The organism is Enterococcus songbeiensis (genome assembly GCF_005405265.1).
Taxonomy (GTDB): domain Bacteria; phylum Bacillota; class Bacilli; order Lactobacillales; family Enterococcaceae; genus Enterococcus_C; species Enterococcus_C songbeiensis.
Map to the genome: position 1 here is coordinate 73871 of NZ_BJDS01000008.1, position 13689 is coordinate 87559.

Below are 13689 nucleotides of genomic sequence, written 5' to 3' on the forward strand. Positions count from 1 at the left end.
TTATTAGAAAAAATTAAATTAAGCGCTTCACATAAGAGAATTCTATTGTATCAACGTTTATAAGAGGCGATTTTTTGTAAGTCACTTCCTTGTTCAAAATAAAACAAGAAAATGCTTGCAAAGCCAATCGCTTGTGTTATACTAACCTTGTAAAGCTGTTACATATTGAACAGAAAGATTAAGGAGGTCCATTAAATGGAACAATGGAATGGATTCAAAGGCAAACTTTGGAAAGAAGAAATCAACACTCGCGACTTTATCCAAGCGAACTATACGCCATATGAAGGGGATGCAGCTTTCTTAGCAGAACCAACAGATGCAACCAAAACACTTTGGAGCAAATTGCAAGATTTGCAAAAACAAGAACGTGAAAATGGCGGCGTATTAGACATGGAAGCGGATGTTGTTACGGCAGCAAATGCTTACGGTGCTGGCTATATTGATGAAGAACTAAAAGATCAAGAAAAAATCGTCGGTATCCAAACAGATAAACCTTTGAAACGTGCCTTCATGCCTTATGGCGGTATTCGCATGGCAGAAGAAGCGCTTGAAAGCTATGGCTACAAACCAAATCCTAAATTTACTGAAATCTTCAGCAAATATCATAAAACACATAATCAAGGTGTATTTGATGCCTACACACCTGAAATTCGTGCGGCTCGCCGTAACAAAATCATCACAGGTCTTCCCGATACCTATGGTCGTGGACGGATTGTTGGCGATTATCGTCGGGTAGCATTATACGGTATCGATTACTTGATGGAACAAAAATTCAAAGATCACGAAAACTGTGGACATGGACAATTCACTGACGAAGATATTCGTTTGCGTGAAGAAATCACTGACCAATACAATGCCTTAAAACGCATGAAAGAAATGGCTGCTGCTTATGGATTTGATATTTCACGTCCAGCTGCTGACGCACAAGAAGCCGTTCAATGGTTATACTTTGGTTACCTTGCTGCAATCAAAGAACAAAATGGTGCGGCAATGTCAATCGGCCGTGTATCAACTTTCTTAGATGTTTATATTCAACGTGACATCAAAAATGGTACATTGACAGAAGAAGGCGCACAAGAATTGATCGACCATTTGGTAATGAAATTACGTATGGTTAAATTCGCACGTATCCCTTCATACAATGAATTGTTCTCTGGCGATCCAGTTTGGGCAACTTTGTCAATCGCTGGTATGGGCTTAGACGGACGTACGTTGGTTACAAAAAATGACTTCCGTTTCTTGCGTACTTTGCAAAACATGGGACCTTCACCAGAACCAAACTTAACTGTCTTGTATTCTTCACGTTTACCTCAAGGCTTTAAAGATTATGCTGCGAAGATTTCTATCGAAACATCATCAATCCAATACGAAAATGACGATGTAATGCGTCCTGTATGGTTGGATGACTATGCAATCTGCTGTTGTGTATCCGCTACTCAAACTGGTAAAGAAATGCAATTCTTTGGTGCTCGTGCCAACCTTGCAAAAGCTTTATTGTATGCAATCAACGGTGGTGTGGATGAAAAATCAAAAGCACAAGTTGGACCTGCTTATCGCGCAATCACTTCTGACGATGCGTTGGATTATGATGACGTAATGGCAAAATATGACGACATGATGGAATGGTTGGCTGGAATGTATGTCAACACATTGAATATCATTCATTACATGCATGATCGTTATTACTACGAAGCTGCTGAATTAGCTTTGATGGATACAAACTTGAAACGTACATTTGCAACTGGTATTGCCGGCTTCTCTCATGTTGTCGATTCATTATCTGCAATCAAATACGCAAAAGTTTACCCAGTTCGTGACGAAGACGGCCTAGTCGTTGACTATAAGACAGAAGGCGAATTCCCTAAATATGGGAATGACGATGACCGCGCAGATGATATCGCTGTTTGGTTATTGAAAACTTTCTTAGAAAAATTGGAACATTACCATACTTACCGTGATTCAGAACCAACAACATCGATTTTGACAATCACATCAAATGTTGTTTACGGTAAAGCAACCGGTAGCCTACCTGACGGACGTCCTGCAGGTGCACCATTATCACCAGGTGCTAACCCATCTTACGGTGCAGAACAACACGGCTTGTTGGCTTCACTAAATTCATTGACTAAATTGCCTTACGAATATGCTTTGGATGGTATCTCAAATACACAAAGTATCAATCCTGATGCATTAGGACATGATGAAGAAGAACAAGTAGCAAACTTGACAAATGTCTTGAACGGTTACTTTGATCAAGGTGCACACCATTTGAACGTGAACGTCTTTGGTAAAGAAAAATTAGTTGATGCAATGGAACATCCAGAAAAAGAAGAATATGCGAACTTTACAATTCGGGTTTCTGGTTATGCCGTTAAATTTATCGACTTGACTCGTGAACAACAATTAGACGTAATCAGCCGTACATTCCACGAAAAAATGTAGGCTTGTCTACAAATTAAATAGTACAAAAACGAAGGCGGATGGACGGAGTTCTATTCGCTTTCGTTTTTTTTATATAAAGGAGGAGCTGTTTATGTCAACTGTGACTGAACAACCAATTATCGGCAATATCCACTCTACAGAAAGTTTTGGCTCCGTTGATGGTCCTGGGGTACGTTTCATTGTATTTATGCAAGGCTGTCGGATGCGTTGTCAATTCTGTCATAATCCTGATACATGGAAAATCAATGACCCGAAAGCAAAACATCGGACCGCCGATGATGTATTGGAAGAAGCATTGCATTACAAAAGCTATTGGGGAAAAAAGGGCGGCTTGACCGTCAGTGGTGGTGAACCTCTTTTACAAATTGATTTTTTGATTGATTTGTTCAAAAAAGCCAAGGAACAAGGCATCAATACTACGTTGGATACTTGTGGAAATCCTTTTACCTATAAAGAACCATTTTTCTCAAAATTCCAAGAGCTGATGAAATACACCGACTTGATTTTATTTGATATTAAACAGATTGATGACGAAAAACATAGAGAATTGACAGGTCAAAGCAACAACAATATTTTGGAAATGGCAAAATATTTGTCTGAAATCAATAAACCTGTTTGGATTCGCCATGTGTTGGTACCGTTTAGAAGTGATTTTGATGAATTTCTGACTCGTTTGGATACCTTTATCAAATCATTAAATAATGTTGATAAAGTAGAAATCCTCCCTTATCATACGATGGGTAAATATAAGTGGGAAGAATTGGACCTTGCTTATCCTTTGGAAGGAATCAATCCCCCAACAGAAGAACGGGTACAAAATGCCAAAGAATTGCTACATACCAGCGACTATACCGGCTATTTAACAAGATAAACAAAACAGGAAAGAGGAGATTTTTTATTGAATCTTTCCTGTTTTTTGCTATTATTAGAATGAAGTGAATAAAAAAAGGAGCGAATCACATGTCAAAAATTTTAGTTTTTGGTCATCAAAACCCAGATACAGATGCGATTGGCGCAGCAATCGCCTTTGCACATTTACAAAAAGAATTAGGTAAGGATACTGAAGCAGTTGCTTTGGGTGCCCCTAGCGAAGAAACACAATACGCTTTGGATCATTTTCAATTGGAAGCACCACGAGTTGTTGAAAAAGCAGGAGAAGCAACCGATGTGATGCTTGTCGATCATAATGAGTTCCAACAAAGTATTGCAGATATTGCAGATGTAAATATTTTGGCAGTCGTTGACCACCATCGTATCGCCAACTTTGAAACAGCGAATCCTTTGTATTATCGTGCGGAACCAGTCGGATGTACCAGTACGATTGTTTTAAAATTATATAAGGAAGCTGAAATCGACGTTCCTAAACAAATCGCCGGAATCATGTTATCCGCAATTATTTCTGATACGTTGCTGTTTAAATCACCAACCTGTACCAAAGAAGACGTCAACGCTGCAACAGAATTGGCTGCTTTGGCGGAAGTTGACTTGAATGAATATGGTTTGGCAATGTTGAAAGCCGGGACCAACCTTAGTGATAAATCTGCAGAAACGCTGCTGGATTTAGATGCGAAGAGTTTTCCAATGAGTGATAAAAATGTTCGTATCGCCCAAGTCAATACGGTAGATCTAAAAGAAGTTTTTGATCGCCAAGCAGAATTGGAAACAACGATGGCCTTAGAAAATACTAAAAAAGGCTATGACCTATTCTTGTTGATTGCTACTGATATTTTAGCCAGTGATTCTGAATTGTTAGTTGTAGGTGAACCCAAAGAAGCTGTAGAAGCTGCTTTTCAAACGACACTGACAAATAACCGTGCCTTGTTAAAAGGTGTTGTTTCCCGGAAGAAACAAGTTGTACCACAATTAACAGAAGCTTTTTCAAACTAATTCATTTGAAGAAGAGTGGGTGAGTGATTCACTTCCTCTTCTTTTTTTGAGAATAAAAGAGGGAAGACGATGCATTATTTTTATTCAGGAGAAATGCCAGAACTTCTTAAAAATCCCAACTTCGAAAAACTCACTGATTTTTTACAGGAACAGCCAACTGTGACCTTGCGTCAACTGAAAGCTGTTTTTCCGGAGAAGAACTTTGAACGATTTTTGGACCAGATGATTCAATTGGGATTTGTTCGTCGAGAAGATCGCCGCTACTCCCTTGATTTTCCAATTTATGAGGAGAAAATTCCTTCGGGAGAAATACTCGGGTTACAAGAAGAACGGCTAGAAACAGCTGATTTAGTGCGCATTTGCTACGAGGTAATAGAAGCATTGAAACAGCGCACATACTTTTTCGCACTGACAGATAAGCAACGACTGCCAATGTATTTTGAGGCAGGAAATCAGATTCGGTTTTATAGTGTTCTTTACCAACGAAATAGCTGTGCTTTGCCGGTTTATTTTACGAATAACCGAGAAGGAAGGACAGAGAAAAATCCGTTGGAGCTGCAGCAGTTGATTGGGGATGTCAATGAGGAGTATTTTTTTGATCAGGTGGAAGTTATTTTGGAACGGAGTAACAAGCAGCGGAAGATTCGTGAAAGTATTTTTTTAAAGGCGCTGCTGGAAACACAGATTCTCCAAGAGGAAACGAACCAAGTAAGGGTGCCTGTGATTTCAAGTGAAAAAGAGAGTTTTGGTCTAGAATTGGATTCTATTCCTACTTTTAGGCTGTTTTGTCTGCTTGATTATTTGATGAACAAACTTGGACAGGAGTCTTTAACCTTCCTAATTAAGGATGAAAAGGAAGAAAAAAGCCATTAAGATTAAATATTAATGATTATTATTAGAATATAACGAGTGTATTGATTGATTATGCCATTTTTTGTTGCTATCATTGATTTAGAATAGCAATGAAGGAGCGTTTTGTGATGGAAAGTGTGAAGGATAATCCGATAACGAAAACAAAAAATGGTGAAGTAATCACGTTTATTCCTAAGGGTGAAATTGAAAAAGCCCGCAGAGAGTTGTCTGTCAGCGGGTTTGATGAGGGGAAGTTTTCTGATGGTGAATTGATTTTGGCGATTCGTCAGAAACAGTCAGTTGGGGCAGCCACCGTTATTCCTGTCGTTTTAGATTGGCTGATTGAAAAAAATTTCATCCTATCAGGTTCGCAAGCAATCAGTTACCTGCACGATAAAGGAAAGACAGCAAATGAACAATTACGCTATCAAGTTGTAGGAGAGATTGATTTTGACGCGGACGGCAACTACTTTCTTGTGGTAGCGTCTAGCCAGAAGAAAAAAATTGAAAGTATGTTTAAGGTTTATACTGGTGGGCTGATCAAAGAGTTATGGGCAACAAATTAAAAAAACCGGAAATTTTCGAAAAACTGAAAATTTCCGGTTTTTTTATTCTGCAACAACAGCTTCTGCATTTTTAACAAATACACTCAAGGTTGCAATCAAAAATGCATCCACCAAAACACTACCGGTATTTGGTAAATTGAATTCTGTCAAGAACAGGGTGTACAAAATACTGAAAAGATAGATGAATAAGCAGGCTAAAGTAATCAAGGCGTAAATTAAATGACCTGGGTGTTTCAAAAAGTTCATAAAATAAAAGAATAAGGCCATCGTAACCAAAAGCAGCTGAATCCCCACTAGTAAAAGATAAGAAAAAGAATGAGGATCAAATACAAAAATAAATGTACGAAGAAGCAGGAGCAATTGACATGCGACAAGTAGTTGCGTCGCCTCGATAAACTCATCCTTCGTTGATCGTTTAAAATAAATGAGCAAACCTGAACTAAATAAAAGGGCAGATAAAATGAAGAAATGTAAAAAAAGTTGCGAGCTGGCAATTTGCTGATAAGCCGTTTCTGAAAGCGGGTCAGTGGGTAAAAAAGCAAGAATTTGTTCCATGGACAGAATGTGTAAAAGAAAAGATAAAATCGCCGCAGCACCGCAGCTGAGCAAGAAACGTTTTAATCGATTTTCCTGTATATATTGTTTCATTTAGACACCTCCCATCAAGCTACATGACTGATAATAACAAAAGGATGAGAAGTTGTCGAATATTTTCACAAACAATAACAAAAAAAGTGAAAAAAACAGCTGAGAAACTGTTTTTTTCACTTTTTATTGCCGCTTTTGTCGTTTCCGAACTCGTTTTGTCCAGAAACCGCCAGAGATATATTTAGGCTCATAAGAAATAATGAAGGCCCGTTCTTCGACTTCTTTGATTAGACGATACAAGTCCCGTTCGCTTTTTCGCGGGGATAAAATTTCTAAAACCATTCGTTCGCCTTCTAATCCTTGCGCAAAGGTCTGTGTAACACCATAGCCATTTTCCCGTAAAATTTTTGGCAGACTCCGTTCTTCTTCTGTATTGGAAGGTAGGATTGCGGTAACCATGATATACCCGAGAGCCAGAGCATCCTCAATTTTAATGCCAACACTGATACCTACGCCATAGCCGAGGGCGTAAACGAATAAATTAATAGGGTTATCCAGGCGATCAAGGACCATGGATAATCCTACGATGTAAATAATGATTTCTGCCATACTAACCAAAGGAGCGATTAAACGATACCCCTTCATTGTTAATAAAAAGCGCAGTGTATTCAGTGTGATATAGGCAAAATTAATAAGGAAGATCATTAGCAACATTTTGATGTCCATTCGATGAACCTCCTTTCGTCAATTTTCAGTATAACAAAAATAAAAAGGAAACAAAAGTTTTAGCGGTTTGTCGAATCATTAGAATAATCAGATAGTTTAAATTGCTTAATGATGAGAAAAAGATTATAATTATCATATAAAACGTTTCCTTTGAAAGAGGTGAAGAGGGTGAAAATCCGTTGGTCATTTTTATGGAGAGGGCACATAACAGTGGCGCTCCTGAGTCTTGGGTATGGCGTGTATATTTTGGGTAACGAATCTCAGACAGTTCTCTCCAGTAAATTTTTGGTGGAACATTTTCCCGGCGATTTTTTACTTTTTGCCTTACTGCTCACACTTATCTTGGGTATTGGGAATCTTTTTGCCGGAGCCGCCTGTTTCTATAACCTGAAAAGCTATCCTTTTTTTAGTTTAGGAATTGGTGGTCTGACACTTCTTCTACTGATAAATTTTCAAACAATACCTGATGTCGGTTCCTGGCTGATTACCGGACTTGTAATTAGTCAGCTGATGATTGTCGGATGCTGTTTGCTTTTGTTAGTTCGTAAAATTTCTTGAAAATAGTAGGACATAGTAGAAATCTTTCTCATCTGGAGAAAGATTTTTTGTTTTTGAAAATAAATTAGAAAACTTAATAACTCATTTATTTATCAAAAATATAGTTAAATTCTAATGGTGTAAAAAAATATAAATTATGATTAATCAAGAATAAAGTATTTAATTTTGTTCGTTTCATACTTAATTTTAGGTATATTATCACTTAAATAAAAATGTAAGCGTTTGTTTTATTTATTAAATATTTTTATCTAAAATTCATTGAATAAATATAGAAAAAACTATCACATAAAAATGAGAAGTATGTTATCCTATTATTAGAAAAGAAAAAAGTGATTTTTGTTATTTTTGCAAGATGAAGATTGCAAGCGTTCGGGAAGGGAAATGAAGATGGCTGAAAAAGTAGAACAAATGGAACTGATAAGTGCAGAAAATCGTTTTTTGACCGGAGAAAACTTTTACAGTCAGCATTTGCTGGGGGCTCACCGGGTAAAAAAGCACTATGTCTTTCGTGTTTGGGCACCAAATGCGCAACAAGTCTGGCTAGTAGGAGATTTCAATCAATGGGATGATTCCTTGCCGATGTCTTACCGTGAATCATCTGGTATCTGGGAAATAACAACGGATCGACCCCAAGAAGGTCAACTTTATAAATTCAAGGTTCGTCAAGCCGATGGACGAGAAATTTTTAAAATTGATCCTTTAGCGATTCGTTTTGAAAAACGACCGGGAGACGCAGCGATACTTCATACAATTCCGCAAAAAAAATGGAAGGATGGACTGTGGCAGGGACGAAAAAAACGTTCAAGCAGTTTCAAACGTCCATTAAATATTTATGAGATTCATGCCAGTTCATGGAAACACCATGAAAATGGCGAGCCCTATACCTTCAAAGAATTGACAGCTGAACTGATTCCCTATGTAAAAAAAATGGGGTATACCCATATTGAATTTATGCCTTTGATGGAGCATCCCCTTGGAACTTCATGGGGCTATCAGCTGATTGGGTATTTTGCGTTGAGTTCTTATTATGGTACACCAGAAGAGTTTCAACAGTTTGTGGAAACTTGTCATTTAAATAATATTGGTGTTTTTGTTGACTGGGTACCGGGACATTTTTGTATCAATGATGACACACTGCCATACTATGACGGGACACCGACTTTTGAATACGAAGATCCTGATCGCGCAAGTAATGTTCGTTGGGGGTCAATCAATTTTGATTTAGGTAAGCCGCAAGTTCAAAGCTTTCTTATTTCCAGCGCGTTGTTTTGGATTGAAATGTATCACATTGACGGAATACGGGTCGATGCGGTATCGAATATGATTTATCGGGATTATGATGAAGGACCTTGGACGCCGAATCATGAAGGCGGCAATCGGAATCTAGAAGGTTATTATTTTCTGCAAAAATTAAATGCGGTCATAAAGCTGGCCCATCCAACAACAATCATGATTGCAGAAGAGAGTTCTTCGGAAACCAAAATTACCGGATTGATTGAGACTGGTGCGTTAGGTTTTGATTACAAGTGGAACATGGGCTGGATGAATGATGTCTTGCGTTTTTTTGAAATGGATCCACTACTTCGCCGGAATCATTTTAACCTATTGACCTTTTCATTTATGTACATGATGAATGAAAATTATATTCTCCCTCTTTCTCATGACGAGGTTGTTCATGGGAAAAAAAGTTTGATGCACAAGATGTGGGGAGATCGCTACAAACAATTTGCTCAACTGAGAAACCTTTACACTTATTTAATCGGGCATCCCGGAAAAAAATTGTTGTTTATGGGCAGTGAGTGGGGTCAGTTTCTTGAATGGAAATACGATCATGGTCTTGAATGGGTGGATTTAGAGGATTCTCTCAACCAAAAAATGCAGTACTTTACCCAAACCCTCAATCAGCTTTACAAACAGGAAAAAGCGTTGTGGGAGTTGGAGGACCAAGTTGAAACCATTGAAATTATTGATGCGGACAATACCCAAGAAAGTGTTCTGAGTTTTATTCGTCAGGGAAAAACGAAAAAAGATTTTCTGATTTTAGTCTTTAATTTGACTCCGGTGGAACGCAAAGACTTTGTGATCGGTGTTCCATATCCGGGAACCTATCAAGAATTATTGAATACCGAAAAAATAGAATTTGGCGGTACCTGGACCAAAAATAATGAGGTCTGTCAAACGGAAGCAGAGGCTTTCAAACAGTTTTCGTACAGGATCAAAACAATCGTTCCGGCACTTGGAGCATTGATTATTAAACCAGAAACAATCAACACACGTCGGCAGTCACTAGGAAGAGATAGAAAGGAGGCAGGTGAGTTTTCACCGAAATAAAATGAAGACAGAAATGTTAGCGATGATCCTGGCTGGGGGACAAGGAACAAGATTGGGTAAATTGACAAAAAATATTGCCAAACCAGCGGTGCCTTTTGGCGGACGGTACCGAATTATTGATTTTGCTTTAAGTAATTGTGCCAATTCCGGCATTCATACAGTAGGTGTGGTGACTCAGTATCAACCGTTAGCTCTTAACCATCATATTGGAAATGGTGCCAGTTGGGGACTAGATGGAATCAACTCCGGTGTAACGATTTTGCAGCCATTTTCCAGTTCGGAAGGCAGTAAATGGTTTGAAGGAACCGCCCATGCCATTTATCAAAATATAGCGTATATCGATCAATTGGACCCGCAATATGTATTGGTTTTATCGGGAGATCACATCTATAAAATGGATTATGAAGCGATGCTTGAAGCCCATAAGGAAAACAATGCTTCATTGTCCGTGGCAGTGATCGAAGTTCCATGGAAAGAAGCGTCTCGTTTTGGTATCATGAACACCGATGAAAATGATCGAATCATTGAGTTTGAAGAAAAACCAGAGCATCCGCAAAATAATTTAGCATCAATGGGTATTTATATCTTTAATTGGGGCCGCCTGCGTAGTGTCCTAACCAGCAGTTATTCAAAGGATGGACAAATGATCGATTTTGGAAAACACGTGATCCCTGCCTATTTGGAAAGCGGAGAGAATGTATTCGCTTATCGTTTTTCTGGTTATTGGAAGGATGTAGGAACCATTGATTCCTTGTGGGAAGCTAGCATGGAATTTATTGAGCCGGAAATGGAGCTGGAAATTCGCGACAAAGGTTGGCGGGTCTATTCTAAAAATACCATCTCTCCACCGCATTTCTTGACAGAAACTGGTTCGGCAAAAAATTCGTTGATCGTTGACGGTTGTTATGTTGCCGGCAGCATTGATCATAGTATTCTCTCAGGAGATGTTCAAGTAAAAGAAGGATCGACGATTTCCGACAGTATTGTGATGCCGGGTGCAACAATCGGTAAAAATGTGAAAATTCACCGTGCGATTATTGGAGAAAACGCGATTATCGGTGACAATGCAGAAATAGACGGCAGTGAAGAAATTGCAGTTGTGGGGTATTCAGAAGTGATTGGAGTGACCATCGATGAAGACTAATAAAATGTGTGGGATTTTGGGAAATCTCCATCAATACAATGAGCTTTTGCCTTTGACGGAGCACCGACCACTGGCAACCTTGCCTTTTGACTGCAAGTACCGCCTCATTGATTTTAATCTTTCAAGTATCGTAAACGCCAACATCAATACAGTATTTATGGTATTTAATGAAGGGGAGACTCAATCGGTTTTTGATCATATCGGTGGTGGGAAAGAATGGAATCTTGATGGTGTCCAAAATCGTTTCTTTATTCATGTTTATCAAGAATTTCTCAAACGAAAAGCTGAAAACCGTGAGTATTATGATGTGTTGATTGATTATTTGGAAAAATCAAAATCGGAATACACGGTGTTTATGGGAAGCAAAATTTTATGCAATATCGATTTGCGGGCGTTGTTGAAAATTCATCAGCTGCAAAAGAATGAGATGACGGTTGTCTATAAACGAATTGCAAAGGAGAATGTTTATCCTACCGATATCATTTTGGATTTGACTGAAGGTGGAACGATTGAAACAGTAACGGCAGCAAACGACTTGCAGTTACCGGAAACGGTCAACTTATGTGCCGATATCTACATGATTCAAACCCAACGATTGATCGATGAGTTGACAGAAGCTCAGAAAACTGGCGGTACAGTTAACCTTGAATCTTTTTTACGGGAATTGATCGTAAAATTGAATAGCGCCAGCTATGAGTATACAGGTTATTTGAGTAATATTTATGATGTCGCCTCCTATTATCGGGCAAACATGGACATGTTAGATCAACGTCAGTTCAGTTCTCTGATGTACTCCAGTCAGAAAATTTATACCAAGTTGAAAAACGAAGTACCTACCTACTATTCTGAAACTTCGGATGTGGAGAACAGTCAATTTGCTTCGGGATGCATCATTGAAGGACACGTTCATCGTTCATTGGTTTCCCGCAGCACAAAAATTGCCACAAATGCAGTGGTGGAAGAAACCATCGTCATGGCCAACAATCAAATTGGCGAAGGCGCAGTAGTCAAATATGCGATTTTAGATAAAAATGTCATTGTAGAGCCGGGAGTAAAAATTATCGGTTCACCGGAAATGCCATTAGTCATCAAAAAGAATTCTCACGTGCTTTCTGATGTTTATGGGGGCGAATAAAATGAAAATCCTTTTTGCTTCAGCTGAGTGCGCCCCGTTTTTCAAAACTGGTGGACTAGGAGATGTAGCCGGAGCTTTGCCTAAAGAGTTGGCGAAAAAAGGGGTGGATATCCGCGTGGTGTTACCCTATTTCACAAAAATGCCTGAGGAATACAAAGAACAGTGTGAAGAGTTGTTTTCTTTTTCCGTTCGCGTGGGCTGGCGAAACCAATACTGTGGCATCAAGCGTTTGGTTATGGGCAACGTTACCTATTATTTTATTGACAATCAGTATTACTTTGCTCGGGACAATCTATATGGCTATTACGATGATGGCGAAAGATTTGCTTATTTTCAACAAGCGCTAATAGAAATGATGGAGCGTATCAACTTTATTCCCGATGTTTTGCATTTGAATGATTATCACACGGCGATGGTTCCTTTTTTGTTGAAGGAAAAATATCGATGGATTCAAAATTATCGAGGCATTCGAACGGTGTTAACCATTCATAATATTGAGTTTCAGGGGAAATACAGCGGAGAAATGCTGCCGGAATTATTTGGCATGGTGATGGAACGGTATCATGACGGAACTGTCCGTTTGGATGACTGCTTGAATTTCATGAAAGCGGGGATTTTGTACGCCGATCGAGTGAATACCGTCAGTCCTTCTTATGCTGAAGAAATCAAAACCTCAGCTTTTGGTGCAGGTCTGGAAGTAATCTTGCGTATGGAAGCTGGGAAATTGCGGGGAATTATCAACGGAATCGATTATGACAGCTTTGATCCAGAGACAGATCCGGCACTGCCGGCTGCTTTTTCGATGGATGATTTAACAGGGAAAGGCACGAACAAGCAAGCATTGCAGCAAAAAATGGGTTTGCCGATCGACGAAAATATTCCACTGTTAGCGGTAGTGAGCCGTTTGACCTACCAAAAAGGTTTCCATTTATTGTTGGAAGAATTTCCACAGTTGATGCAGCAAGAGGTGCAGTTTGTTTTATTGGGAACCGGTGATCCGGAATTTGAGGAACAGTTTCGACGATTTGCTCATGCGTATCCGGAAAAATGTGCCGTATCGATTTCTTTTGATGTTCAATTGGCACAACAGATGTATGCCGGAGCAGATATTTTTCTGATGCCTTCTGCCTTTGAACCCTGTGGATTGTCACAAATGATGGCGATGCGTTATGGCACCTTGCCAGTGGTTCATGAAATTGGTGGACTAAAAGACACGGTGGTTCCTTTTAATCCGGTTACGGGACAAGGAACCGGATTTGGTTTTATTGAGTTTACTGCTTTTCGTTTCTTGGAGGCAGTTATGAAAGCCGTCAATTTGTATCATACTTCCCAGCCTGCTTGGAACAATCTTATTTATCAGGCGATGTCGCGAGATTTTAGTTGGGCCACTTCATCGGAGAATTATTTTTCGTTGTATAAAGAACTGGTGAAACCTTAATAGATAAAGAAAAGAGTAAGAG

At 39.0% G+C, this 13689-nt stretch carries 12 protein-coding genes; 10 read left to right on the plus strand and 2 right to left on the minus strand.

The annotated features are described in order from the left end of the window. Positions 1-195: 195 nt before the first annotated feature. The 5 genes from pflB (at position 196) to FFM66_RS05565 (ending at position 5747) form a co-directional block, all read left to right on the plus strand. A complete protein-coding gene (gene pflB, locus FFM66_RS05545; RefSeq protein WP_048605040.1) occupies positions 196-2442 on the plus strand; it encodes a formate C-acetyltransferase in 2247 nt (748 codons plus the stop codon). Positions 2443-2533: 91 nt separating this feature from the next. Beyond that, positions 2534-3313 (plus strand): pyruvate formate-lyase-activating protein, encoded by a 780-nt coding sequence (gene pflA / locus FFM66_RS05550; protein WP_048605041.1) that lies wholly within the window; start codon positions 2534-2536, stop codon positions 3311-3313. Positions 3314-3402: 89 nt separating this feature from the next. Continuing rightward, the gene (locus FFM66_RS05555; RefSeq protein WP_137605261.1) at positions 3403-4329 is read left to right on the plus strand and encodes a manganese-dependent inorganic pyrophosphatase; all 927 of its coding nucleotides are present in this window, start codon (positions 3403-3405) and stop codon (positions 4327-4329) included. Between the two features lie 69 nt (positions 4330-4398). Continuing rightward, positions 4399-5202 carry a DUF1803 domain-containing protein gene (locus tag FFM66_RS05560; RefSeq protein ID WP_137605262.1) on the plus strand — a complete coding sequence of 268 codons (804 nt, stop codon included), beginning with the start codon at positions 4399-4401 and terminating at the stop codon, positions 5200-5202. 107 nt (positions 5203-5309) lie between these two features. Beyond that, positions 5310-5747, plus strand: coding sequence for a hypothetical protein (locus tag FFM66_RS05565; protein WP_137605263.1), 438 nt, complete (start codon positions 5310-5312; stop codon positions 5745-5747). A gap of 42 nt (positions 5748-5789) precedes the next feature. On the opposite strand, the gene FFM66_RS05570 is transcribed toward FFM66_RS05565, so the two are convergent. Continuing rightward, a complete protein-coding gene (locus FFM66_RS05570) occupies positions 5790-6395 on the minus strand; it encodes a hypothetical protein (protein ID WP_137605264.1) in 606 nt (201 codons plus the stop codon). Positions 6396-6518: 123 nt separating this feature from the next. Further along, positions 6519-7061, minus strand: a complete 543-nt coding sequence (locus tag FFM66_RS05575) for a DUF2179 domain-containing protein (RefSeq protein WP_048605046.1) — start codon at positions 7059-7061, stop codon at positions 6519-6521. 168 nt (positions 7062-7229) lie between these two features. Here FFM66_RS05575 and FFM66_RS05580 point away from each other — a divergent pair, with 168 nt between their 5' ends. The 5 genes from FFM66_RS05580 to glgA all read left to right on the plus strand — a co-directional run bounded on the left by FFM66_RS05580 (position 7230) and on the right by glgA (position 13667). Continuing rightward, positions 7230-7619, plus strand: coding sequence for a hypothetical protein (locus tag FFM66_RS05580; RefSeq protein ID WP_137605265.1), 390 nt, complete (start codon positions 7230-7232; stop codon positions 7617-7619). Positions 7620-8006: 387 nt separating this feature from the next. Next, entirely contained in the window at positions 8007-9950 is a 1944-nt protein-coding gene (glgB, locus tag FFM66_RS05585; protein ID WP_137605266.1) for a 1,4-alpha-glucan branching protein GlgB, read from the plus strand. A gap of 1 nt (position 9951) precedes the next feature. Continuing rightward, a complete protein-coding gene (locus tag FFM66_RS05590; RefSeq protein ID WP_048605049.1) occupies positions 9952-11094 on the plus strand; it encodes a glucose-1-phosphate adenylyltransferase in 1143 nt (380 codons plus the stop codon). Next, positions 11084-12229, plus strand: a complete 1146-nt coding sequence (gene glgD, locus FFM66_RS05595) for a glucose-1-phosphate adenylyltransferase subunit GlgD (protein ID WP_048605050.1) — start codon at positions 11084-11086, stop codon at positions 12227-12229. Before FFM66_RS05590 ends, glgD begins: the two co-directional genes overlap by 11 nt. A gap of 1 nt (position 12230) precedes the next feature. Next, the gene (gene glgA, locus FFM66_RS05600; RefSeq protein WP_137605267.1) at positions 12231-13667 is read left to right on the plus strand and encodes a glycogen synthase GlgA; all 1437 of its coding nucleotides are present in this window, start codon (positions 12231-12233) and stop codon (positions 13665-13667) included. Positions 13668-13689: the final 22 nt, after the last annotated feature.